This is a genomic window from Lentzea sp. NPDC004782, assembly GCF_040609115.1.
Lineage (GTDB): Bacteria > Actinomycetota > Actinomycetes > Mycobacteriales > Pseudonocardiaceae > Lentzea.
Map to the genome: position 1 here is coordinate 84,746 of NZ_JBEXJN010000006.1, position 22,352 is coordinate 107,097.

Genomic DNA, 22,352 nt, shown 5'->3' on the forward strand with positions numbered 1-22,352 from the left:
GAGGCTGGAGAGATGGGCTTCTCTGTGTCGTTCAATCCGGCTGTGCCGTCTGGTGCAGTGGCTCTTGCTTCAGTAGATCTGGAGCCGGGTGGTGATTACGAAACCCTGGTCATGGAAGCGTGTGGTGTCCTCTCTGACGCTGGAGGCAGCACATTCCACATTGGCGGCTTCGGAAGTGAAGAGTGGTCGCTCGATGTCGCGTATGACTTGTCTGCCTTCATGGAGCAGCTTCCGTCGCTTCTGGAGGGTGTGCGCGACCGTCGCGAAGTCGAGGTGGATCTCTACTCGCAGGGTATCGAGAGGACTTTGACCTTCCGTCCGCGCGAGGATCTCGTGATGATTCACTGCGAATCGCGGACCAATTGGGTTCCAAACCCAGAGTGCGAGACTGTTGAACAAAGTGAACTAGTCGCGATGCTCTCGAAATTGGCCGTAGACTTCGCTGGAGGGTTGAAGGCGATCAATTCCGAATTGGCGGAGATCGCGCCATTCGAACGTTGGCTGGAGGGTGAGGTGTAGCCTCACTGTCCGATCTCGCATCCCTCGCGCTGAATAGCAGCGGCAAGTTGAAGCCTCGTCAGGTGCGTCCTGGCGGGGCTTCTGTCGCCACCACGGTCGATGAGTCTGGTCAGTCGTCGTATGTCTACGACGCCGATGGCGTCCGGTTGATCCGGCGCGATCCGACCGGTAGCACGTTGTACCTGCCGGGTCAGGAACTGCGTTACACGACGTCGGGTGGTGCGAAGACCTGCACCCGCTACTACTCGCACGCGGGCCAGACCGTCGCGATGCGCACGTCGACGGGTCTGACGTGGATGTCGTCCGATCAGCACGGCACCGCGCAAATCACGATCAACGCGCTGAACCAGACCGTGAGCACCCGCCGGACCCTGCCGTTCGGCGAGGTTCGTGGTGGTAGCGGGACCTGGCCGGCGCGGCTGGACAAGGGGTTTGTCGGTGGCACGCTGGACAACACCGGGCTGACGCACATCGGTGCGCGTGAGTACGACCCGGCGATCGGCCGGTTCGTCTCGGTGGACCCGGTGATGGACGCCGCCGATCCGCAGCAGTGGAACGGCTACGCCTACGCCAACAACTCACCGATCACCTACAGCGACCCGACCGGTCTGCTGCCGACCAGCTGCATGGACGACGGCAGCAACTGCAGCACCCACCACACCAACGACCACGAAGTCGCCTCGGAGTTCGACGTGGAGTCGGAAGGCGGGATCACCGCGGGCAGGCACAAGCCCAGCGGAACGACCTACCTAGGCGAGATGTCCTTCCTTGCCGTTGACCGCGGGTTTGAGTACGCGGCGGATGAAGGTGCTGCGCCACAACCATGTTCCGCCTTCGGTGATGAACACGAACTCGTTGTCGTGCTGCTCAAAGTGCTTGTGCAGCATGGTGATGAGGGACGGTGGCAGGGTGATCGTGCGCGCGGATGACGCGGTCTTGGGTGATCCGAGCCAGCGCGTGTGCGCACTCTCGTGTAGTGCCCCGGTGCGTGGATCGATGATCAGGACACTGCGGTCGAGGTCGACGTTGTCTCGTCGTGGACCGGTGAGCTCGCCCCAGCGGCGTCCGGTCCACGCAGCGGCCACAACGAGCAGGCTGTCAATCTCTCCGCCGAGCGCGGAGGCTTGTTCGGTGATGCGGAGGACTTCGGTGGGTGTTGCCCAGACGCGTTCGGATTCGATGCGGTGGCTGCGTTGTCCTCGTCGTCGGTAGCGGTGGATGGGGTTGGTGGGGATGAGGTGTTCGTCGTCGGCGTCGGTGAGGATCATCGAGAGGACTTTGATGATGGTGGCGACGGTGGTGTTGGCGTAGCCGAGCCGGCGCAGGTCGCACGAGACAGCGAAGTGCCGCCGTGAACCAACTGAAGTTCGACCCAGGGTTCGGGACCTACATCCTCAATGCCGCCCCGGAAAGCGTTGGATCTCCAAAGGGATGGGCACACACCACCTCCAGCTCTCGGCGGTGAACACGATCTCGTTGTCATGTCGTTCGAGGTGCTTGCGCAGCATGGTGATGAGGAACGGCGGCAGGGTGAGCCGAGCCATCGCGTGTGCGCTTTCGTGCGGAGATCCGCTGCGGGCGTCGACAATCAGGACACCTCGGTCGAGATCAACGTTGCCGCGGTGCAGGTCGGTGAGTTCGCCCCGGCGGCATCCCGTCCACGCGGCGGTGAGGTGAGAGCCGGGCCGTGGCGGATCATCGGCGCGGTGATCGAGGCGGGCGGGGCCCGGAGGTCATCTGTCATCAACCGGACTACGAGGCTTTTCGACTCCTGCGGGCCGGCCGGGGCGCTCACATGAGCGGTCCTCTCTCGGTCAGACGGTCGCGAGCGGGTGCGGGTGGCGAAGCCGGAGGCTCCTGGCGGACAGGTAGCGGCGGCGATCGGTGATCAGGATCGAGACGAGGGTGCCGATCACCAGCCACGCGGCGAGCTCGGCGATCCCGGTCGTGAGGCCGGTGCCGTCGGTGGCCGCGGCACGCAGCGCAAGGACGGCGCCGTGGGTCGGGAGGTAGTTCGCGAGTGAGTAGAGCGGTCCGGGGAGCGTCGAGACGACGCCGGTCGCGCTCGCCAGCACCAGCACGGCCAGAGAGGCGATCCGGCCGGCGCGGCCGAAGATCGCCGCGGCGGCCTGGTTGAGCGCGACGAACGCCGAGGCGGCCAGCAGCGCGATCAGCAGGAAGCCGATGGTGCCGGTGAAGCCGAGTTTCAGGACGGGGACGGCGATCGCGGTGATGGCGAGTGCGGCCATGCCCGCCGCGGTCGCGCCGGGGATGGCGGCGCGGAGGATGATCCGCCACGTGGGCTCGCGCGCGGTCAGGACGCCGTCCGGCACGGCTTGGGTGACGATGTAGGTGGCCAGGGCCAGCGCCCAGAGGGCGAGTGCGGCGAAGAGCGTGAGGGCCAGGGTGCCGATCGGAGTGCTGTCCGTCGTGGCGGTGCTGGGATTCGCGGCGACGGTCTTGAGGTGCGCGCGTTCGGCGTCGGTGTAGCTCGGCACCTGGTCACGGCCCTTGCCCAGCTGGGCGGCGAGCTCCCCGGCGCCGTCGTCGACCTTCCTGGCCCCGTCCTTCAGCTGTGCGGCTCCGAAGGCGAGCTGCTGCGCGCCGGAGTTCGCTTGCTGGACGCCGTTGTCGAGCTGCCTCGCGCCACTGGCGGCGGAGGCGATGCCGGAGGCCAGTTCCCCGGACTTCGCGGCGAGCCGGGCGTTGCCGTCGGCGACCTTGCGGGCCCCGGTCGCCAGTGCCTGGACGGAGTCGCGGACCTGCACGGCGTTGGCGCGGACGCCTGCTTTGGCGTTGTCGATCTTCTGTGCGTCGGTGGTGAACCGGTCCGCGGTCCGGCGGAGCTCGTCGCAGAACGAGGCCGAACCGCCGTTTGCCGTGCACTGGTCGGCGAGTTGCCGGAACTGCTGGGCCGCGCTGCCCGCCGAGGGCAGCGTGTCGATGGCGTTGATGATCCGGTTGGCCAGCGGCACGACCGCGGTGGCGATCTGTTCGTTGCCGTTGGCGACCTGGTTGGCGCCGTCGGCCAGTTGACGGGTGAGGGCCGGAAGTTGGGCGGTGTCCCGCTCGGCTTGCGTGAGTCCGGAGGCGAGCTTGCCGGAGCCGTCGGCGAGCCGGCCGGTCCCGGCGGCGAGCTGGTCGGCGCCCGCGCTCAGCTGCCCGGCGGCGTCGGACAGCCGGCGGGTTCCGTCGGCCAGCTGGCTCGCGCCGTCCGCGGCCTGGCCGACTTTCTGGTGCAGGGTCGTGAATCCGACGTACACGTTGTCCAAATAGGTCTCCACGACCTGCTGGTTCAACGTGCGTTGCGTGGCCTGGGCGATCTGGTCGGCCAGGCCGGGGTCGCTGACGCCGGCCGCGCCGGACGTCCGCACCCGCACCTGTGCCCGTTGGGCTTCGAGAGGTTTGGCGGTGGCACTGGAGGTGGCGCGGGCCGAGAAGTCCTTCGGGATCGTCACCGTGGCCGCGTAGCTGCCGTCGGCGAGGCCTGCGGCGGCGTCGTCGGCGTCGGTGAGGACCCAGTCGTAGGCCGAATCCTCGCTGTGGGTGAGGTATCCCGCCAGCTGCCGCCCGAGCGGAACGGTCTGGCCGCCCACCTGGACGGGTTCGTCGTTGTTGACCACGGCGGCCCTGGCGGTGCCGTGGTTGGTGTCGGGTGCCCAGAACGCCCACGTGAGCAGGCCCATGACGATGAGCGGCACGGCGATCAGGCCGGTCCAGGTGCGCCAGGTCAGCGGGCCCGTGGCGAGGGCACGGGCGGAGTTGGCGAAGGGCTTGAGCATCAGAAGACCTCGACGGGCTGGGCGGCGGTGAGGGCGTGCAGGTGGGTGACGTGGCCGGGCAGCAGGTCCCGGATGCGTTCGGGGTCCTGGCAGGTCAGCACGAAGGTGGCGGCCCCGGCGGCGAGCAGGGCGCGGACCTGGTCGCGGACGTCGGTGCGGAGCACGAGGTCGACGTCGTCGACGACGATCAGTGCGGCGTCGTCGTCGAGGGCGGCGGCGATCTGCCGGGCCGGGTTTCCGGTGTCCCGGCAGGCAACGACGGCGACGTCGCGGCGCAGGGCGTGGGTGTGCTGGGGCAGCACGCGGCCGAGGACCTTGAGGTCTCCGGAGAACTTCGTGACGCGCCCGGCGAGTGTGTAGAGCAGGGCGGTTTTGCCGCAGGCACCGGTGCCGTGCAGCACGAGGACTTCCCCGCGGGGCAGATGCAGGTCGAGGTCGGTGTAGACCGGGCGGCCCCGGTCGTCCTCCAGCCGCAGGCCGCGGGCGCTGATCGCCTCGGCGCTGCCGGGGGCGGGCCAGTCGGCGAGCCGCAGTTCGTGCATGAGGGCGTCGCCCTCGGCGTCGAACACCGGCAGCGCCCGGTCGATCTTCGGCGGCAGCCCCCAGGCGCGGCGTCCCAGCAGCGCCAGCACCGCGGGCACCAGGGTCATGCGCACGATGAAGGCGTCGACGAAGACGCCGATCGCGAGGCTGAAGGCGATGGGTTTGATGGTGGCGCTGCCTTCCGGCACGAACGCGGCGAAGACCGCGAACATGATCACCGCCGCCGCGACGACCACCCGGGACGCGGAGACGAACCCGGACTCGATCGCGTGGTGCGGATCGCCGTGGTGGACGTAGTCCTCGCGGATCCGGGAGACGAGGAAGACCTCGTAGTCCATGGCGAGTCCGAAGAGGACACCCATGAGGATGATCGGCAGGAAGCTGATCACGCTGCCGGTGTGCGTCACGTTGAGCGCGTCCGCGAGATGTCCTTGCACGAACACGAACGACGTCGCGCCGAACGCCGCGGCGACCGAGAGCAGGTAGCCGGCGGTCGCCTTGACAGGCACCCAGATCGAGCGGAACACCATCGCGAGCAGGATCAGCGAGAGCCCGACGACGAGGATCCCGAACGGGAGCAGGGCGTTGCCGAGCTGGGTGGACACGTCGATCCCGACGGCCGTGATGCCGGTGACGGCGGTCTGCGTCCCGTAGGCGTCGCGGAAGTGCGGCTCCAGCCCGCGCAGCCGTGTGACCAGTTCGCCGGTCTGCGCGGAGTCCGGCGCGGTCGCGGGGACGACCTGGATGATTCCGGTGTCCCCCTTGGGGTTCGGGGTGGCCAGCGGGACCGAGGCGACGCCGGGGACGTGCCGGATCTCGTCGGCGATCCTGTTCACCAGGCCGACGGGATCGGTGCTGGTGATGATGTCGGCGGTGACGATCAACGGGCCGTTGTAGCCGGGTCCGAAGTGCTCGCTGACCACCTCGTAGGTGTCGCGGGCCGGACTGCCGTGCTCCTCGGTGCCGTTGTCCGGCAACGCCAGCCGCAACGAGGTCGCGGGGATCGCGCAGATGGCCAGCCCGGCGACCACGACCAGCACGGTGACCAGTGGCGCCTTCGTCGCGGCGCGCACCCACCAGCGTGCGATCTGGGGTTTCCGCCGGCGCGGGGTCCGTCGCGGTTTGGGGGCGCGCGGCCGCAACCGCTTGCCCGCGAAGGACATCAGCGCGGGCACCAGCGTGACGGCGATCGCGACCGCCAGGGCCACGGCGACCGCGGCGGCGACGCCCATGGTGGTCAGGAACGGGATCCCCGCCACGGCCAGGCCGAGCAGGGCGATGACGACGGTGAGGCCGGCGAAGATGACCGCCGACCCCGCCGTGGCGGCGGCGCGGGCGATCGACTCCTCGACGTCGAGCCCCTCGCCGAGCTGGTCGCGATGCCGCGAGATCAGGAACAGGGCGTAGTCGATGCCGACCGCGAGCCCGATCATCACCGCCAGCATCGGCGCCGTCGAGGAGATGGGGGTGACCAGCGTGGCGAGGAAGATCAGCCCGATGGCGACCCCGACCCCGAGGATCGCCGTGAGCAACGGCATGACCGCGGCGATCAGGGAACGGAACATCAGCACCAGCACCAGCAGGGCGATGATCAGGCCGATCCCCTCGGTCGGACTGAGCTTCGGGACCCGGTTCGAGAACGCGTCGCCGCCGGTGTGGACCTTCGCGCCGGTGGCGGCCCCGAGATCCGCGGCGATCGCGGACAGCTGCGTCTTCGTGGCCGGGTCGACCTTCGCGAGCTGCACCTTCAACGGCACGGCGATCAACGCGGCCCGGCCGTCACCCGACACCGCGCCGTGCACGCTCGCGTCGAACGGGTTCACGACGGTCGCGACCTGGTCCAGCTTCCCGATCCGCGTCACCGCCTGCGCCACCGCCGCGCGGTTCTGCGGCGTGTCGGCCTTCGCGCCATCCCCGACCACCAGCACCAGCTGAGCCGACGTGCCACTGACCTCCGGAAAGACCCGGCCGAGGTGGTCCAGGGCGTCCTGCGACTCCGAGCCGGGGATGGCGAACGCGTCGTCGGTGCCGTGGTTGAACACCAGTGCCGCTCCGCCGGCCGCGGCCAGCACCACCACCCACAGCGCCAGCACGAGCACCCGAGCACGGGCGGCGGCGCGGCCCAGCCGGTAGAGGAACGACGACACGAGGACTCCCAACACGTCGGATACACGGTGTATCGTAATTCATCATGTATCCGATGCAACGTGTAGCCCGTCACTCCTCCGGGTGAGGCGGCGAAAGTAAGGTGAGCGACATGGCGACCACCGGCGCGGGTCTCGGCAACCCGAAGGGCATGACCCGTCGGCGCGCGGAGACCCGGCGACGGGTCATGGCGGCGGCCTACGACGTGTTCACCGAGCTGGGCATCCGTGATGCCCCGGTAGAGCTGATCTGCGACCGCGCCGGCTTCACCCGAGGTGCCTTCTACTCCAACTTCGCCAGCAAGGAAGAGCTGTTCCTGGCGATCTACGAGGTGAGGATGAAGGAGCGCGCCGAGCGGCTGCGCGTCGCCGTGGACGAGGCCACCCGCGCCGCGGAGCCGGGCTCGCCCGGCACGGTCGACAGGGTGCTGCAGGAGGCCGGCATCCTGTTCATGGAGTCCCTCGCCGCCGACGAGACGTGGTACCTGCTCAACGCCGAGTTCCGCGCTCAGGCAATGCGGCAGTCGGAACTGCGCGAGCCGGCCGCGGCCGCCGAGGGCCGGTTCCACGACGCGCTCGGCGACATCCTGCAGAACCTGCTCGGCCGGCTGGACCTGCGGCTGACGGTCGATCCGCGCAGTGCTGTCGTCACGATCGTGGCCCTCTACGAGACCATGCTCGAACGCGCGATCCTCGACGACCTCCCCGACAAGGCCGACAGCCGGTATCTGACCGACGTGCTTCCCCGGCTGTTCACGGCCTTGATCGCTCCGGGTCGGTAGGGTCAGCGGTTCGGGGTGAACGGCTCGGTGCCGAGGACGAGCCTGAGCCCGGGGATGCCGGAATGTGCCTGGGCGTAGGCGAGTTCGCGGCCGATGTCGCCGATGTTGTTGATGATCGGCAGTGACAGGCCCAGCGTCGACAGGGTGCCGAGGGCGTTCCCGCCGCGATCGAGGAAGGCGCTGCCGCTGTCGCCGGGGACTCCGGGCGTGGGGGCGGCCAAGGCGTGTGTCCAACCGCCGGTGGACTGGCTTTGCGTGATCTGGCCGGTCTGCGGTGAAAGCTCGGTGATGCCCAGCCGGAGGCTGGAGTTGCCGTAGCTGTAGACGCGGTCGCCGGGATTGGCACCCGTGGTGTTGATGCCGTTGGGGCCGCCCCAGTACGGCAGGCTCGGATTGACCTTGCCGTAGTCCTTCGCTGTGACCTTCACCAGCGCGAAGTCGTTGTAGGCGCAGACGTTCTGGTCCTTCTCGCCTCGCTTGTGCATGGTCAGCCAGCTGCTGTACGCGAGCTGGCCGGTCCCGACGACCGTACCGCTGGCCGCCGGTGAGCCCCCGCGGTTGAAGGTCACCGCGGTCTCGAGCGGAAGACTGCCCGCGCTGCAGCCGTTGGTCTCGTTGCTCTCGCCTGTACTGGCGCAGTGCGCGGCTTGGCCGAGGTAGACGTTTCCCGTCTCGTCGACGAAGACGTAGTTCGCCGTGCATTGACCCGATCCCGTGGTGTAGGTCTGCACACCGGGCTTGATCGTGGCCGCCGAAGCTGCCGGCCACTGACGCCCCGCCTGGTCGGCGGAAACGGTGAGCTGTTCTGTCGGCAGTGCACTCGTCGGCGTTCCTTCACCGTCGGCCGTGGTGCCGGCGAGATCTGGGCCGCAGCCGGTGAGCAGGCCGGTGGCGAGAAGCGCGACGGTCGCCGAGACCTTCAATGCGCGCCGGGCCGGGCTCACAGTTCACCCACCTGGTCGGCGGGCGGCGCTTGGATGCTGACAGCGGCACCCCAGTCGCGGTAGTCGACGGTGATCGACTGCGACGTGATCCCGCTGAACGTCTCGGTGATCCGGGCCGGCAGTCCGTCTCCGTCGACCCAGAGCTCGGCGGAAACGGTGGCCTCGACGTCCACCCGGTAGTGGGTGACTTGCTTCCCGTCGAGAGTGGCCTGCTCGCTCCCGGCGACCTTGCCGGACTTCTGGATCTGCGCGATCAGCTGACTGGGATCACTCAACTCGGCCGCGTCCAGGTACGCGCCGATCACCTTGTCGGTCTTGCCGTCGGCGGTGACCTTGACCCAGGCCCTGCCGCCCGCGCCAGCCGCCTTCGGCAGTTTCACGTACCCGGCTTTGTCGACGATCCGGACCTCGGCGGGTTCGCCGGAGACGGTCGTGGTCGTCGAAATCGCGCTGTCCGCACCGGAGTAGCGCCCCTCACCCTTCCCCGTCAGGTGCTGACCGGCCGCGGAGAAGTCGTAGGTGAACCGCGACGTCTTCCGGTCGGTCTTCGCCGTCAGGGACTGCGCCAGCTCCTGCGCTTTACCGTCCACCGCCGAGGCGGTGCCGGTGGCGTCACCGGCACCGCAGGCTCCCGTCGTCAGAACCAGTGCCATGCCAACCCCGGCCGAGACCATTGCTCTCATCATTGCTCCCACCGTCTTGGATACACGGCGTATCGTAATCCAGTATGTATCCGATACGCGATGTATCGTTTCGCACAGTCGAGTGAAACGTGGGCACGCCGACCAGAGGGTGCGACAAAGTGCGAGTTGGGGCAGGTAGGCGGGGAGGGACTACGCGGCGGGCTCGGGCAGGGGACGCCGGCAGAGTTCGTGAGCTTCGTCGGCGGCAAGGCCGAGCATGCGCAGGAGGTCCTCGGCGACCTGGTCGGTCGCCGCCGCAGCGTCACGGTCGGGCTGGTCGTGCAGCAGCCGGCCGAGGCACAGCATCGCGCCGGCCACAGTGACCATGGTGAGTTCGGGGTCGCGCACGGTGAACCGGCCCGCTGCGACGGCGGCCTCGATGTCCCGGCGAGCCCTGGGCGCCAACCCGCGCTCGGACGCGGCCAGGGTGAGTCCGTTGTTCAGCAGCACCCGGCTCAGTTCGGGCTGTAGCCGGTGAAGGCGGCCGCTCAGCCGGAAGCTCTGCGCGAACGCCAGCGCCGGGTCGCCCAGCTCCGCGGTGAGCTCGTCGAGCAAGGCGCCGTAACGGTCAAGAGCGTCCTCCACCGCGGCTTGGTAGAGCTGTTCCTTGCTCTCGAAGTGGTTGTAGAACGAGCCCATCCCGACGTCGGCGGCCTGAGTGATCTCCAGGATCGGGACGTTCGTGTTCCCGGCCGCGATGAAGGTCCGGGCCGCCTGGAGCAGTGCGGCACGTGTCCGCGCCTTGCGCCGCGTCAACCGGTCGCCGGTCGCCTGCTCGGTCATGCCCTCGCCTCCCAGGGGCACCCTAGCTGATCGTCACAGAACTGAGGAAATCGTCAGAACCTCTTGACTGACGATGCGATCGGAAGTGACGATATCGTCAACAATATGGGAGGGGCGATGATCGATCACCACGATCCCCACGCTGACCTGCACAGCGAGCAGGGTGCGTTACCTGGGGAACACCGGGGGAGGGCGGGCAATCCGGTCATCAAGGTGCACGACCTGGCGTGGCTGGAGTTCGAGAAGCCGGACCTGGGCAAGGCCGAACTGTTCGCGCACGCCTTCGGTTTCACCACCTCGCTGCGCACCGCGGACGAACTGCAGCTGCGCGGCACCGAACCCGGTGCGCCCTGCGTCCTGATCCGCCGCGGCCCGCGTTCGCGGTTCGCCGGACAGGCGTTCCGGGCCGCTGACCCGGCGGACGTGCTTCGCCTGGCGGACGCCACCGAGCGCAAGGTCACGCGCCTGCCGGAGAGCCTCGGTGGGGTCACCGTGGACCTGCACGACCCGAGCGGCGCCCGAGTGCGGGTCGTGTCCGGCACGCACGAGCTTCCGGCGTTGCCTGGGCAGGAGCCGCTGACCCTGAACTTCGGGCACGACATCGCGCGGGTGAACGCCACCCAGCGGCCGCGGCGGGAACCGGTCAAGGTGCAGCGGCTCGGTCACGTCGTGCTGCAGACCAGGAAGTACCGCGAAACGCTCGACTGGTACCTCAGCCACCTGGGGCTGATCGTGAGCGACTTCCTCTTCTACCCCGGCCAGCGCGGACGGGGCCCGGTGATGAGCTTCATCCGTTGCGACCGCGGCGACACCCCGGCCGACCACCACACCCTCGCGCTGGTGCTGGGACCGGCGAACCGGTACGTGCACTCGGCCTATCAGGTGCCGGACCTCGACTCACTCGCCGCCGGCGGCGAGTACCTGCTCGACCAGGGCTACCGGCGATCGTGGGGCATCGGCAGGCACATCCAGGGCAGCCAGCTGTTCGACTACTGGCGCGACCCCGACGGCTTCCTCGTCGAGCATTTCAGCGACGGCGACATGTTCGACTGCACGCTCGAACCCGGCTGGGCGCCGATGACCGCGTCGGGACTGGCCCAGTGGGGCCCGCCCGCCACCAAGGACTTCCTCGGCGTCAAACCCGGCCGGGAGGCGTTCGGCGAGCTGCGCGCCGTCATCGGCGCGCTGCGCGAGGAGAACGAGTTCGACTTCGACCGCCTTCGCGGCCTGCTGAAAGTAGCTGTGTCATGAGCATTTCCGTCCTGCGCACCGCCGACGCCTGGTGGGTGGCCACCCCGGCAGGGGCGGCCAAGGTCGCCACCCGCGCGACGACCACCGCACAACTGCTGGCCGACCGGCAAGCCCTCGACGTTGCGGCGGCGAGCGGGGACACGGTCGACGCGGAGGCCCTCGAGCTCGTCTCGCCGGTCACCGCCCCGTGCCGGCTGGTCGCCCAGATGACCAACTTCGCTTCGCACGTCAAGGACACCGGCGGGAACCCGGACACCGTGCCGCTGACGTTCTTCCGCAAGTCGTCCGGCTCGATCAGCGGTCCGCACGACGACGTGGTGCGCCCGGCCCACGTGCGGCTCCTGGACTACGAGGTCGAGATCGGCCTCGTCATCGGCGCGGAGATCCCGGTCGGCACGGAGATCGGCGAGGACGTCTCCGGCTTCGTCGCGGGCCTGGTGGTGACCAACGACATCTCCGCACGCGACATCCAGTTGCCCCAGACCCAGTTCTACGAGGCCAAGTCCTACCCGACGTTCACCCCCACCGGGCCCGCGCTGGTCCTGCTCGACGCCGACGAGCTCAAGCGGTTCACCGACCTGCGGCTGAAACTGACCGTCAACGGCGAAACCCGCCAGGACCAGTCGGTCACCGACATGATCTACCACCCGGCCGAGGCCCTCCGGGCCCTCGCCCGTTTCCAACGGCTCGATCCGGGAGACCTCGTCCTGACCGGCACCCCGGTCGGCACGGCGTTGTCCGCCCCGCCGAAGCCGGCGGAGATCGTCGGCTCCCTCCTGCCGCCGGCGCTCAAGTGGAAGCTGTTCTTCCGCGGCCAGGAGCGGAATCCCCGTTACCTCCAGGACGGCGACGTCATCGAGGCCACCGTCGCCACCCGGGACGGCGCAATCGACCTGGGCACCCAGCGCACGGTGGTGAGGTACGCCCGATGACCGAGAGCCTGCTGTGGCCGGAGTACTCCGCCCCCACCGACGTCGCCGCGATCGAAGCCGTGCCGCTGGCGGCACGCGGCCTTCCCGCGTCCACCTACGCCCTCCTGGTCCGCGCCGCCACCGAATGGCCGGACCGCACCGCGATCACCGTGCTGCCGGAAGCCGCGCGCTGGCGTGAACCCGAGCAGCGCACCTTCGCCGAACTGCTCGGTGACGTCCACCGGTACGCGAATCTGTTGCACGGCATCGGTGTCCGCCGGCGGAACGCGGTGGCGCTGATGTCGCCCAACACCGCCGAGCTGGTGCCCGCCACCCTGGCCGCGCAGCTCGCCGGGATCGCGGCGCCCCTCAACGGTGGCCTGTCGCGCAAGCATCTCGCCCAGCTCCTGCGTCGTTGCGGCGCGCGGGTGCTCGTCACCGCCGGTCCCGAGCTGTCCCCGGCCGTCTGGGAGACCGCGCAGGCCCTGGCCCAGGACGGCCAGGTCGACTTCCTCCTGGTGCTGCGGCCCACCGGCGCCGCCGAGCCGGCCCCGGACCTGCCGCGCCTGCCCGGAATCCGCGTCGGCTACCTCAGTGAGCTGGCGGCGTGGCACGACTCGTCGGCGTTCTTCGGCGAACCGCCCCGCCCGGAGGACCTGGCGGCGCTCTTCCCGACCGGCGGCACCACCGGCGCGCCGAAACTGGCCGCGCACACGCAGGCCGGCGAGATCGCCGACGCCTGGATGCTGGCCGCCAACTCGTTGCTCGACGAGCACGCCACCCTCTTCGCCGCGCTGCCGCTGTTCCACGTCAACGCACTCGTCGTCACCCTGCTCACGCCGCTGTTCAAGGGACAGCACGTGGTCTGGGCCGGGCCGCTGGGCTATCGCGACGTCCCGCTCTACGGCGAGTTCTGGAAGATCATCGAGTACTACCGGATCTCCACGATGAGCGCGGTCCCCACTGTTTACGCGGTGCTCGCGCAGTGCCCCGTCAACGCGGACATCAGCAGCCTGCGCTTCGCCATGGTCGGCGCCTCTCCGCTGCCGTCGTCCGTGCGCGAAAACTTCCAGGCCCACACCGGCATCACGCTCGTCGAAGGCTACGGCCTCACCGAAGCGACCTGCGCGAGCGCGCGCAGCTTCCCCGACGCGCCCCGGCCCGGCTCGGTCGGTCAACGGTTGCCCTACCAGCGGATGAAAACCGTCCGCGTCCACGAGAACGGCACCTGGGAAGACCTCCCAGCCGGCCGCACCGGCGTGCTCGCGATCAGCGGCCCCGCGGTGTTCGCCGGCTACGTCACCGGTCAAGACGAGCACGGTCACGTCCTCGACGGGCTCGGCAAGCTCGTCGACGGCTGGCTCGACACCGGTGATCTCGCCCGTCTCGACTCCGACGGGTTCGTGTACCTCGCCGGTCGCGCCAAGGACCTCATCATCCGCGGTGGCCACAACATCGACCCGGCACTGATCGAGGACGCCCTGCTCGCCCACCCCGCGGTCACCGCCGCCGGTGCGGTGGGCCGGCCGGACGCCCACTCCGGCGAGGTACCCGTCGCCTACGTGACGCTCGCTTCCGGCTCCGCGGTCACCGAACAGGAGCTGTACGACTGGGCACGAGACCACGTCCCCGAGTCCGCGGCCGCGCCGAAGACCGTCACGGTGCTCGACGCCCTGCCGCTCACCGACCTCGGCAAGCCGTACAAGCCCGCCCTGCGCGCCGACGCCACCCGCCGCGAGCTCACCGGCGCCCTCGCCGGCCTGCCCGGCGTGCTCGAGGTGGACGCCGAGATCGACGAGGGCTCGGTCATCGCCGTGGTGCGGATCTCGGGCGACGCCGACGAGCCGGCGATCAAGGCGGTCCTCGGCCGCTACGCGATCGGCTGGCGCCTGGCAGGTGCCTCGTGACCGACGTACCCGTGGTGATCATCGGCGCGGGCCCGACCGGTCTCACCGCCGCCGCCCTGCTGGCCCAGCACGGCATCGAGTCGCTCGTCCTCGACCGGTGGGAAACGATCTACCCCCAGCCGCGCGCCGTTCACCTCGACGACGAGATCTGCCGCATTCTCGGCAGGCTCGGCCTGTTCGCGGAGTTCTCGCAGATCTCCTGGCGCTGCAACGGGTTGCGGCTCGTGGACCGGGACCTGCACGTGCTCGCGGAGTTCCGGCGCGACGCGGCGCACGGCCGGCACGGCTACCCCGAGGCCAGCATGTTCGACCAACCCGAGCTGGAAGCGCTCCTGCGCAAGGGACTCGGGCGACACCGCGCCGCCACGCTGCACGGCGGCGCGGAGGTCACCTCACTCGTCCCGGAGTTCGACGGTGTGCGCGTGGAGTTCACCGACTCGACCGGCCGGCCGGACTCGGTGCGCGCGCGGTACGTCCTCGGCTGCGACGGAGCGAACAGCCTGACCCGGACCTCGATCGGCGCCGTCATGCGCGACCTCGGGTTCACCCAGCGCTGGCTCGTCGTCGACGTCCGCACCGACGCCGAACTCGGTGCCTGGGAAGGGGTGCACCAGGTCTCCGACCCTTCCCGCGCCGCCACCTACATGCGCGTCGGAGAGAACCGCTACCGCTGGGAGTTCCAGCTGGCCGCCGGTGAAACGGCAGACGACTACCGCGAACCGGCCGCGCTGCTGCCGCTGATCAAGCCGTGGACGGGGGAGGCGCCGGCCGAGGAGTTCGAGATCGTCCGCGTCGCCGAGTACACCTTCCGCGCCCAGGTCGCCGACCGCTGGCGCGATCGGCGCGTCTTCCTGCTGGGCGACGCCGCTCACCTCACCCCGCCGTTCATCGGGCAGGGCATGGGCGCCGGGATGCGCGACGCCGTGAACCTCGCCTGGAAGCTCGCCGGCGTGCTCGACGGCACGCTCGCCGAAACCGTCCTCGGCAGCTACGAGACCGAACGCAAACCCCACGCCACCGCCATGATCCGGCTCGCCAAGCTGATGGGCACCGCCATGACCGAAGGCGGCGAGCTCGGCAACCTCCTGCGCCGCGTCGCGGCACCCCGCCTGCACCTCGTGCCCGGCCTGCGCAAGCGCGTGCTCGCCACCGAAACCCCGGCCCTGCACCGCTCCGCCCTGGTGGTGCGCCCGCGCCTGGGGCATTCCCTGGCGGGCCGGCAATGCCCGAACGCACCGGTCGACGGCGGCCGGCGCTTCGATGACGTGGCAGCAGGCCGGTTCGCCGTCGTCAGCGTCGCCGAGCCGTCGCCCGCGCAGCGCGTGGACATCGAACAACGCGGAGCCGTACTCGTGGTGGCCGGGCCGGGAAGCCCCCTGCACCGCTGGCTGCGCCGCGGCTCCGCCCACGCCGCGGTCGTCCGTCCTGACGCGACAGTCCACAGCGCGGGCCGCGACCTGGCCACCCTCTGCGCGGCGTTACCTGCCTACCGCGCAACGAAATCCCCGTGACACGGGCCCGCACACGCGGCCGCACCGGTCGACGGCGCCCGGAAACCGACGATCGACAGGAAGGACCACGTTGTGGGAACAACTCACGCGACGCGGATCGCGGACGACCTCGTCCTGCCCCACCTCGCTCCCGAAGCACTCGACCAGCTCTACGTCAAGAAGGTGACTCTGCCCGGACAAGAGCGAAACGACGCCGGTGACGTAGTCCAATGAGGGCTCCCCGCCACCGGGGAGCCGTGCCGCGCGAACGCTCCTCGGAGGACGCATGGATTTTCTGCTGGTCGTGGCCTTGATCGGAGTCTTCCTCCTGATCACGACAGCCGTGTACTCGATCATCAACGCCGGGCAGCGGTCCGCGCTGCTCCGCTCGGCCGCGGCGGCCACCGGAGCGCTCCGGCGCCAGGCGGGCAAGCCCGGCTGGCGACAGGTCCCCGACGACGAGGACGTGGCGGCGGGGCGGATGAGCGCCACTGAACGGACGCGGCGCGCGGCGGTGGCGGTAACCCGGGAAGGGCGGACCGTGCGAGCCGCTGTCTTCTCCTCGACAGTGCCCTCCAGTCGCTATCAAGGCGTCCCCGTCGGAGCAGTCACCGTCTTGGGCCTCGTGGTGGCGGTGGACGTGCCGGAGCTGCACGGAGATCTGCGAATGGACCCGCCCGAGGCCTCCAGGGGCTACGAGATGTCGGGCAGTCTGGCACCGTTGGTCGCGGGAGACGCCGAGAAGAAGGTTCTCGCCCAGCTCAAGTCGTACCAGCCGCCCGCCGTGGACGTCGCCGGCGGTGTCGCGTGCTTCACCTTCACCGACATGGACCTCGCCGAACAGGTCGACGAGCTGGCCGCCCTGGCGTGCGACGTGGTCGACATCCTCGTGGACGTCAGGAAGTCGGTTCCGCCTGGCGGCGAGTAGGCGGCGCGGCCGGTGCGACGTTCGAGGCGCCGGCGGACTGCTCAGCCAGCCTTCTCGACGCCGGTCGGCAGGAGTGCCTTGACCGTTGTGCGGATTGCGTCCAGGTCGACGTCGGCGGCCAGGTCTGTCGCACTTGGTGAGTGGGTTGTCGTGATGACGTCCTCGACGCCGAGCAGCGTGCGCAGCAGGGACGGCAGCACGGTGCGGTTGAGCAGGTCTTGCGCGAGTGCCGTGCTGGTGGCGCTGTCCAGTCCGTGGTGGTCGGCCAGGTAGGAGGCCAGCCGCTGGTAGGTCGTGGCGAACACGGCGTCGAAGTAGGCCCGCGAGCTGTGCGGGAGGCGTTCGGCCTCCGCGATGCTGAGGCGGCAGGTCCGCACCTGGGCTTCCCAGGTCATCAGCTGGAGGAACCGGCCGCAGAACCGGGTGACCGTTTCGGTGATGTCGGCGGGGTCGCCGGCGTAGGCGTCGGGCGTGCGCAGCTTGCCCAGGTACAGCTCGCGCACCAGGTCCAGCACCGCGTCGAACAGCTTGTCCTTGGTCTCGAAGTGGGCGTAGAGCGACCGCTTCGACGTTCCCGCACGTGCTGCGACGGTGTCCATCGAGGTTCGCTCGAAGCCCACGGCCAGGAACACGTCCTTGGCCACGAAGAGGATGTGACGTCGCAGCTCGTCGCCGCGCCGTTGGCCGCCGCCCCGCGGACCTGTGGTCATCTTGCATCCCTCAAAAGTAAACGGTACGGTTGAGTTTACATTGGTTCTGTCGGTGGCCGGCTCATTCTTGTCGCCGGTCACCCCGTTGCTCTCACGGAGTGCACATGACCACGAACGCCGCCGCGGACGTCGACACCCTCGTCCGCGACTTCTACGAGGCGCTGAACACCGGCGAGACGGCACTGGTCGACCAAGCGCTGGCTCCTGGCTGGGAGGCGGTTCCCGCGTTGCGGACCGGGCCCGGTGCCCAGGGGTGGAAGGACACCATCACGCATCTGCGCGGCGTGTTCAGCGACCTCACCGTGACGATCGAGGACGTCGTCGCTTCCGGCGACCGGGTGGCTGTGCGCTCGGTGGGGCGCGGCGTTCACACCGGCGAGCTGCTGGGTGTTCCCGGCACCGGCAACCGGGTCGAGTTCCGCGCCACCGACCTGCACCGGCTGGAGAACGGCCGGATCGTCCAGACCTGGCACCTCGAGGACCACTTCGGGATCGCCACCCAGATCGGGCTCACCTTCACTCCGGGCACGCGACCATGACGCTGGCGGGGAAGACCGCGGTGGTCACAGGGGCCGCGCGCGGGATCGGACGCGCCTACGTCGAGCGGCTGGCCGCGGACGGCGCCCACGTCGTCGCGGTCGACGTCGACGACCCGACCGGCGGCCTGGCAGGTCTGGCCGGCGGGGGCGCGAAACTCGGGCTGGTCTGTGACGTCAGCCGATCCGACCAGGTCGCCACCGTCGTCGCGACCGTGCTGGGCCGTTTCGGCCGCGTCGACATCCTGGTCAACAACGCCGGGATCTTCCCCGTCGCCGATCTGGAGGCCGTGACCATCGATCTGTGGCGGCGGGTGCAGGCGGTCAACGTCGAACCGATCCTGCGGTTCGCCCAGGCGTTCAGCCCCGGGATGAGGGCTGCCGGGTGGGGGCGCATCGTCAACACCGGGTCGGCCAGCACGCTGCTGCACGGCAGGGATCTCGCCTACCTGACCAGCAAAGCCGGTGTGCACGGACTGACCAGGGCACTGGCCAACGAGCTCGGCGACAGCGGGATCACCGTCAACGCGATCGCCCCCAGCGTCGTGGCCACCGAAGGATTTCTGGGCCGTGCCAGGGAAAAAGGCCCCACCGCGGACGAGGTCCTCACCCGGATCTCGGCGATGCAGACCATCAGGCGACTGTCGGTCCCTGCCGATCTCGGCAACGTCCTGGGGTTCCTGGTCTCCGACGCCGCGGACTTCATCACCGGCCAGATCATCCACGTCGACGGCGGACTGACCCGGACAGGAGCGTGAGTCGTGCCTGCCCGCGTGGAGCAGTTCGACTCGGTGCTGAACAGGATCGCCGACGACTTCAGCGTCTCGGCTCGGTCGCCTGTCCTGCACACCCCCGCCGAGCACGGTCTGAGGTTCGAGGAGGTCACGTTCCCGTCCGAGGACGGGACGCGTCTGGAGGGGTGGTTCGTCCAGGCCGAGCACGCCGACACGATCGTGGTGCTCAACCACCCGCGTTTCTTCAGCCGTTCCGGGCTGCCGGCGCACCTGGACCCCTGGCGTTCGACCTTCGCCGCGACCGGGAACGACGTCGAGGTCGACCTGGTGCCGGACATCGCGGTCCTGCACGACGCCGGCTACCACGTGCTCGCCTACGACCTGCGCAACTTCGGTCACAGCGGTACCGCGGACGGTGGAGTCACCACCGGCGGCATCTTCGAGTCGCGCGACGTCATCGGCTCACTCGGCTACGTTCGATCCCGCCGGGACCTCCGGCACCTGAAGATCGTTCTGTTCAGCCGCTGCCTTGGAGCCAACGCCACCTTCTTCGCCATGCGGCGAGCGCCACAGGCGTTCGCCGGCGTCCGCGGCCTGGTCGCCTGCCAGCCGCTGTCACCGCGGGTGGTCCTCGAGCGGGGCTTGGAGCGCGCCGGCCTTCCGCACGATCTGATGGACGAGCTCGACCGCAGGATCAGGCAGCGCACCGGCTTCAGTCTCGACGACATGTCCCCTGTGATCGCGGCGCGCAGGGCCTGCGTGCCGGCGCTCGTCTACCAGGTCCATGACGACCTGATGACCCGCCCGTCCGACGTGGAAGCGATGTTCGACGCCATTCCTGGACTGCCGAAGGAGCTCTTCTGGATCCACGGCACCACTCGGCGCTGGGACGGTTACCTGCACTTCCAGCACAACCCGGCGCGTGTCCTGGGATGGCTCGACCGACACACGCGCTGACGAGGCGGAGTGGCGGCCCTGGAGGTGATCGCCGGGTAGCGTTCGAGCAGTCGGCCGGTTCGGGGGAAGGGAACAGCGTGCGGATCGAGGACGAGCGACTTCTGGCACGGCTGGAGGACACGCTCCGACCTGCTGCGCCCATCCCGTCGGGCGACGGGTGGGCAGCGGCCCCGGATCTGCTGCTGCACCTCGTGGAGCTGATCCGGTCGCGGCGGCCCTCGCTCGTCGTCGAAGTGGGCAGCGGAACTTCCACCCTGTGGCTGGCCACGGCTCTGCGCACCTTCGGCGTTCCCGGCCGCGTGGTGAGCCTGGAGCACGATCCCGGCTACCACGAACGCGTCGTGCGGGAAGTCGGCCGGCTGGGGCTCGGTGACATCGCGCAGGTGCGGCTCGCTCCGCTGGAGCAGCACACCGTCGACGGCGAGATCTGGTCCTGGTACGCGGAATCGGCGTGGCGGGACCTGAGCGGTTGCGGTCTGTTGTTCGTGGATGGTCCGCCGGGGTGGACGGCTCCTCTCGCCCGGTATCCGGCGGTGCCGTTGCTCGCGGGGGCTCTCGCCCCTGGCGCGGTCGTGGTCCTGGACGACTACGACCGCGACGAGGAGAAGGCCGTGGTTGCCCGGTGGGTCCGGCAGCAGCCCGCCTGGATTCTCGAACGCCTCGCCCACGTGAGGGGAACGGCCGTGCTGCACCTGCCGGCCGCGGAACCGGGCTGACCCGCAGCACTGCCCGCGGTTCCGCCGGATCAACCTCGCCGCCGATTTCTTTGAAATGCATCGGTTGGCTATCGAAATAAAAGTGCTTCATGTTGCGCCTTTCTTGGCGGGCTGGAATGTTTCACTCGATCGTGTGGCGTTCGCCGTGAGGGCTCGGTATTGGCGGCCTGCGGGTAACAATGACGGTCACTCTTTCGATGAGAGAGAGGTGGCCGATTGGAGTGATCTCTGAGACGTGATTGTCGGGCCGCATTCGATGTTCTCGCGCATGCCTTGGAGCAGTGTCACGTTGATCGGGTCACCGGAACATTGAGGGTCGTGGGTAATGCCGGCGGGCTGTTCCATTTGTGCGACGGCGTGGTGATCGCGGTGGACAGCCCCGGTTCACCGGGAGTGGAGACGCTGCTGCTGAGTTCCGGCAGGGTCAGCGCGGAAAGCTGGGCCGCGGCGCTGGCGGAGAGCGTCCAGACGCGGTCCCTGCAGGCGGTGCTGGTCGCCCGCGGGACCATCGGGGCCGCAGAGGCTCAGGTTCTCGCCGCGGCCGCCCTGCGGGACGGGGCGTTCGCCGCCGCCGTCGGTGACGTCGAGCGATGTGTCGTCGACGACTCCGTCGACGAACCGCTTCTGCCGTTGACCGACGGCCTGGCCCCGGACGTGTTGCTGTCGGAGACGGGCCGCCGGCTGGACGCGGTTGCGTCGCTGCCGTTTCCCCTGTCCCCGTACCGGGACCGCGTGGTGGCCGCCTCCGGCGCGGAATCGGCCGGTTCCACCGCGGAACGACGGGAGATCATCGCGCACGCCACCGGACGGCGCAGTGCGCGGGACATCGCGTTCGCGGTCGGCCGGGGTCTTTACCCGGTCACCGTCGAGGTTTCGCGCATGCTCGGTGAAGGGCTGTTGGAGATCGCGTCACCGGCGGCGTCGTTCAGTTTTGCGCACGGGAGCCTGGCTTCGTTGCACGCTCGGACGGAAGCAGGCTCGGCACCGGCCGGGGTGGAACGACCTGGCTGAACTTTTCGACCTTTCCGAAGCAGAAGGGAAGTGTGTTGGACTACGACGCCCTGGCCGTCGAGCTGCAGAAGCTTCGCGAAAATGTCACCGGGGTGACCGACACGGTAATTGCCGCATCCGACGGGATTCCGATCATCTCTGATGTGGCGAAGAACGTCGACCCCGCGCACATCTCGGCACTCGCCGCCGCCGATCTCGGCATCGCGCGTCAGGCGGCGGAGGTGATCGGTCTGGGCACGCTCAGCCAGACCGTGGTGTTCGGCAGCACGGGCTACATGGCCGTGTACGCCATCGGCCGGATGTCGCTGATGGTCGCGCTCGGGGACAAAGGACTGAACCTCGGGCGCCTGCTCCACGAGTCCCGGCCTGTGATCGAGCGCGTCGGGTCGATTCTGACACCGTAGCGCGCGATCCGCCGAAATGAAGGAAGAGGTCATATCGTCAGGATGATCGAGGACGCCCTCGGGGAACGTGCTGTTCAGTCGGAACAATGCTGACGGTGGCACATGTCCACCTTCAGCTCATTGCTCTCATCAATGGCGTCCGTGTGGAGACGTGTTCGGACACGACCGCCAGTTGACACAGGAAAGTGGGATTTGATGAACATCGATACCGCGTTGAAAGAGGCCATGGCCATCGGCGGCGCCGTCGGTGTGGCGCTGGTCGACTACGACAGCGGGATGTCGCTCGGCACCAGCGGCGGCGGTGACTGGTTGAACCTGGAGGTGGCCGCGGCCGGGAACACGGAGGTCGTCCGGTCGAAGCTCAGAGTGATGTCCACACTCGGGCTGAACGACACCATCGAGGACATCCTGATCACGCTGCACCGGCAGTACCACCTGATCCGGTTGATGAGCGGCGTGAAGGCCAGAGGGTCGCTGTTCCTGTACCTCGTGCTGGACAGAGAGGTCGCGAACCTCGCGCTGGCCCGGCACCACCTCAAGCGCATCGAGGGCGACCTGCAGATCTGAGCCGGTGGTGGAAGGGGTGGAGGCCGGATGAGGTGTCCGCCCCTTCCTCG

24 protein-coding genes and 1 pseudogene are annotated in these 22,352 nt (G+C 69.2%); 17 read left to right on the plus strand and 8 right to left on the minus strand.

Translation table 11 applies throughout. The features are described 5' to 3' along the window. Positions 1–12: 12 nt before the first annotated feature. Positions 13–519, plus strand: coding sequence for a hypothetical protein (locus tag ABZV40_RS07805; protein WP_355437289.1), 507 nt, complete (start codon positions 13–15; stop codon positions 517–519). A 296-nt stretch (positions 520–815) separates the two neighbouring features. Beyond that, a pseudogene (locus ABZV40_RS07810) lies at positions 816–1,070 on the plus strand (RHS repeat-associated core domain-containing protein); the annotation flags it as partial. A 38-nt stretch (positions 1,071–1,108) separates the two neighbouring features. On the opposite strand, the gene ABZV40_RS07815 reads toward ABZV40_RS07810, so the two are convergent. Continuing rightward, positions 1,109–1,234: a hypothetical protein gene (locus tag ABZV40_RS07815; protein ID WP_355437541.1), complete on the minus strand. Its 126-nt coding sequence runs from the start codon at positions 1,232–1,234 to the stop codon at positions 1,109–1,111. 34 nt (positions 1,235–1,268) lie between these two features. Beyond that, a complete protein-coding gene (locus ABZV40_RS07820; protein WP_355437543.1) occupies positions 1,269–1,787 on the minus strand; it encodes a hypothetical protein in 519 nt (172 codons plus the stop codon). Positions 1,788–2,000: 213 nt separating this feature from the next. On the opposite strand from ABZV40_RS07820, the gene ABZV40_RS07825 reads away from it, so the two are divergent. Beyond that, positions 2,001–2,318 carry a hypothetical protein gene (locus ABZV40_RS07825; RefSeq protein WP_355437291.1) on the plus strand — a complete coding sequence of 106 codons (318 nt, stop codon included), beginning with the start codon at positions 2,001–2,003 and terminating at the stop codon, positions 2,316–2,318. A 15-nt stretch (positions 2,319–2,333) separates the two neighbouring features. Here ABZV40_RS07825 and ABZV40_RS07830 read toward each other — a convergent pair whose 3' ends face one another. After that, positions 2,334–4,301 (minus strand): YhgE/Pip family protein, encoded by a 1,968-nt coding sequence (locus ABZV40_RS07830; protein ID WP_355437293.1) that lies wholly within the window; start codon positions 4,299–4,301, stop codon positions 2,334–2,336. Further along, on the minus strand, positions 4,301–7,006 hold the full coding sequence (locus ABZV40_RS07835; protein ID WP_355437295.1) for an MMPL family transporter: 2,706 nt from the start codon (positions 7,004–7,006) through the stop codon (positions 4,301–4,303). The genes ABZV40_RS07830 and ABZV40_RS07835 overlap by 1 nt, the downstream gene beginning before the upstream one ends. 95 nt (positions 7,007–7,101) lie before the next feature. On the opposite strand from ABZV40_RS07835, the gene ABZV40_RS07840 reads away from it, so the two are divergent. Next, positions 7,102–7,770 (plus strand): helix-turn-helix domain-containing protein, encoded by a 669-nt coding sequence (locus ABZV40_RS07840; protein WP_355437297.1) that lies wholly within the window; start codon positions 7,102–7,104, stop codon positions 7,768–7,770. A 2-nt stretch (positions 7,771–7,772) separates the two neighbouring features. On the opposite strand, the gene ABZV40_RS07845 is transcribed toward ABZV40_RS07840, so the two are convergent. The 3 genes from ABZV40_RS07845 to ABZV40_RS07855 form a co-directional block, all read right to left on the minus strand. Beyond that, a complete protein-coding gene (locus ABZV40_RS07845) occupies positions 7,773–8,714 on the minus strand; it encodes a serine protease (protein WP_355437298.1) in 942 nt (313 codons plus the stop codon). Next, a complete protein-coding gene (locus ABZV40_RS07850) occupies positions 8,711–9,367 on the minus strand; it encodes a hypothetical protein (protein WP_355437300.1) in 657 nt (218 codons plus the stop codon). The genes ABZV40_RS07845 and ABZV40_RS07850 overlap by 4 nt, the downstream gene beginning before the upstream one ends. Positions 9,368–9,547: 180 nt before the next feature. After that, entirely contained in the window at positions 9,548–10,180 is a 633-nt protein-coding gene (locus ABZV40_RS07855; RefSeq protein ID WP_355437302.1) for a TetR/AcrR family transcriptional regulator, read from the minus strand. Between the two features lie 117 nt (positions 10,181–10,297). On the opposite strand from ABZV40_RS07855, the gene ABZV40_RS07860 reads away from it, so the two are divergent. From ABZV40_RS07860 to ABZV40_RS07885, 6 genes are all read left to right on the plus strand, one after another. After that, the gene (locus tag ABZV40_RS07860; protein ID WP_355437304.1) at positions 10,298–11,431 is read left to right on the plus strand and encodes a VOC family protein; all 1,134 of its coding nucleotides are present in this window, start codon (positions 10,298–10,300) and stop codon (positions 11,429–11,431) included. Continuing rightward, positions 11,428–12,363, plus strand: coding sequence for a fumarylacetoacetate hydrolase family protein (locus ABZV40_RS07865; RefSeq protein WP_355437306.1), 936 nt, complete (start codon positions 11,428–11,430; stop codon positions 12,361–12,363). Before ABZV40_RS07860 ends, ABZV40_RS07865 begins: the two co-directional genes overlap by 4 nt. Continuing rightward, positions 12,360–14,249 carry an acyl-CoA synthetase gene (locus ABZV40_RS07870; protein ID WP_355437308.1) on the plus strand — a complete coding sequence of 630 codons (1,890 nt, stop codon included), beginning with the start codon at positions 12,360–12,362 and terminating at the stop codon, positions 14,247–14,249. The genes ABZV40_RS07865 and ABZV40_RS07870 overlap by 4 nt, the downstream gene beginning before the upstream one ends. Continuing rightward, on the plus strand, positions 14,246–15,760 hold the full coding sequence (locus ABZV40_RS07875; RefSeq protein ID WP_355437310.1) for a bifunctional 3-(3-hydroxy-phenyl)propionate/3-hydroxycinnamic acid hydroxylase: 1,515 nt from the start codon (positions 14,246–14,248) through the stop codon (positions 15,758–15,760). Before ABZV40_RS07870 ends, ABZV40_RS07875 begins: the two co-directional genes overlap by 4 nt. Before the next feature lie 72 nt (positions 15,761–15,832). Next, a complete protein-coding gene (locus tag ABZV40_RS07880) occupies positions 15,833–15,973 on the plus strand; it encodes a hypothetical protein (RefSeq protein WP_355437312.1) in 141 nt (46 codons plus the stop codon). A gap of 52 nt (positions 15,974–16,025) precedes the next feature. Continuing rightward, entirely contained in the window at positions 16,026–16,667 is a 642-nt protein-coding gene (locus ABZV40_RS07885) for a hypothetical protein (protein WP_355437314.1), read from the plus strand. Between the two features lie 41 nt (positions 16,668–16,708). Here the strand turns inward: ABZV40_RS07885 and ABZV40_RS07890 are convergent, their stop codons facing one another. After that, a complete protein-coding gene (locus ABZV40_RS07890) occupies positions 16,709–17,377 on the minus strand; it encodes a TetR/AcrR family transcriptional regulator (RefSeq protein WP_355437316.1) in 669 nt (222 codons plus the stop codon). Positions 17,378–17,481: 104 nt separating this feature from the next. On the opposite strand from ABZV40_RS07890, the gene ABZV40_RS07895 reads away from it, so the two are divergent. The 7 genes from ABZV40_RS07895 (at position 17,482) to ABZV40_RS07925 (ending at position 22,302) form a co-directional block, all read left to right on the plus strand. After that, complete coding sequence (locus ABZV40_RS07895) at positions 17,482–17,916, plus strand: ester cyclase (RefSeq protein WP_355437318.1); 435 nt, start codon at positions 17,482–17,484, stop codon at positions 17,914–17,916. After that, positions 17,913–18,671, plus strand: coding sequence for an SDR family NAD(P)-dependent oxidoreductase (locus ABZV40_RS07900; RefSeq protein ID WP_355437320.1), 759 nt, complete (start codon positions 17,913–17,915; stop codon positions 18,669–18,671). Before ABZV40_RS07895 ends, ABZV40_RS07900 begins: the two co-directional genes overlap by 4 nt. A gap of 3 nt (positions 18,672–18,674) precedes the next feature. Further along, the gene (locus ABZV40_RS07905; protein ID WP_355437322.1) at positions 18,675–19,604 is read left to right on the plus strand and encodes a hypothetical protein; all 930 of its coding nucleotides are present in this window, start codon (positions 18,675–18,677) and stop codon (positions 19,602–19,604) included. A 77-nt stretch (positions 19,605–19,681) separates the two neighbouring features. Next, complete coding sequence (locus ABZV40_RS07910; protein WP_355437324.1) at positions 19,682–20,320, plus strand: class I SAM-dependent methyltransferase; 639 nt, start codon at positions 19,682–19,684, stop codon at positions 20,318–20,320. 318 nt (positions 20,321–20,638) lie between these two features. Beyond that, entirely contained in the window at positions 20,639–21,331 is a 693-nt protein-coding gene (locus ABZV40_RS07915; protein WP_355437326.1) for a hypothetical protein, read from the plus strand. A 32-nt stretch (positions 21,332–21,363) separates the two neighbouring features. Then, on the plus strand, positions 21,364–21,735 hold the full coding sequence (locus ABZV40_RS07920; RefSeq protein ID WP_355437328.1) for a roadblock/LC7 domain-containing protein: 372 nt from the start codon (positions 21,364–21,366) through the stop codon (positions 21,733–21,735). A gap of 195 nt (positions 21,736–21,930) precedes the next feature. Beyond that, positions 21,931–22,302 carry a hypothetical protein gene (locus ABZV40_RS07925; protein WP_355437330.1) on the plus strand — a complete coding sequence of 124 codons (372 nt, stop codon included), beginning with the start codon at positions 21,931–21,933 and terminating at the stop codon, positions 22,300–22,302. Positions 22,303–22,352 lie beyond the last annotated feature (50 nt).

What these genes read in the sequence shown, in the direction of transcription:
- ABZV40_RS07805 (WP_355437289.1), top strand. Translation starts at nt 13, where the DNA reads ATGGGCTTCTCTGTGTCGTTCAATCCGGCTGTGCCGTCTGGTGCAGTG.
- ABZV40_RS07820 (WP_355437543.1), bottom strand. Translation starts at nt 1,787, where the DNA reads ATGATCCTCACCGACGCCGACGACGAACACCTCATCCCCACCAACCCC.
- ABZV40_RS07825 (WP_355437291.1), top strand. Translation starts at nt 2,001, where the DNA reads ATGTCGTTCGAGGTGCTTGCGCAGCATGGTGATGAGGAACGGCGGCAG.
- ABZV40_RS07830 (WP_355437293.1), bottom strand. Translation starts at nt 4,301, where the DNA reads ATGCTCAAGCCCTTCGCCAACTCCGCCCGTGCCCTCGCCACGGGCCCG.
- ABZV40_RS07840 (WP_355437297.1), top strand. Translation starts at nt 7,102, where the DNA reads ATGGCGACCACCGGCGCGGGTCTCGGCAACCCGAAGGGCATGACCCGT.
- ABZV40_RS07850 (WP_355437300.1), bottom strand. Translation starts at nt 9,367, where the DNA reads ATGGCACTGGTTCTGACGACGGGAGCCTGCGGTGCCGGTGACGCCACC.
- ABZV40_RS07855 (WP_355437302.1), bottom strand. Translation starts at nt 10,180, where the DNA reads ATGACCGAGCAGGCGACCGGCGACCGGTTGACGCGGCGCAAGGCGCGG.
- ABZV40_RS07860 (WP_355437304.1), top strand. Translation starts at nt 10,298, where the DNA reads ATGATCGATCACCACGATCCCCACGCTGACCTGCACAGCGAGCAGGGT.
- ABZV40_RS07865 (WP_355437306.1), top strand. Translation starts at nt 11,428, where the DNA reads ATGAGCATTTCCGTCCTGCGCACCGCCGACGCCTGGTGGGTGGCCACC.
- ABZV40_RS07870 (WP_355437308.1), top strand. Translation starts at nt 12,360, where the DNA reads ATGACCGAGAGCCTGCTGTGGCCGGAGTACTCCGCCCCCACCGACGTC.
- ABZV40_RS07885 (WP_355437314.1), top strand. Translation starts at nt 16,026, where the DNA reads ATGGATTTTCTGCTGGTCGTGGCCTTGATCGGAGTCTTCCTCCTGATC.
- ABZV40_RS07890 (WP_355437316.1), bottom strand. Translation starts at nt 17,377, where the DNA reads ATGACCACAGGTCCGCGGGGCGGCGGCCAACGGCGCGGCGACGAGCTG.
- ABZV40_RS07895 (WP_355437318.1), top strand. Translation starts at nt 17,482, where the DNA reads ATGACCACGAACGCCGCCGCGGACGTCGACACCCTCGTCCGCGACTTC.
- ABZV40_RS07900 (WP_355437320.1), top strand. Translation starts at nt 17,913, where the DNA reads ATGACGCTGGCGGGGAAGACCGCGGTGGTCACAGGGGCCGCGCGCGGG.
- ABZV40_RS07925 (WP_355437330.1), top strand. Translation starts at nt 21,931, where the DNA reads ATGAACATCGATACCGCGTTGAAAGAGGCCATGGCCATCGGCGGCGCC.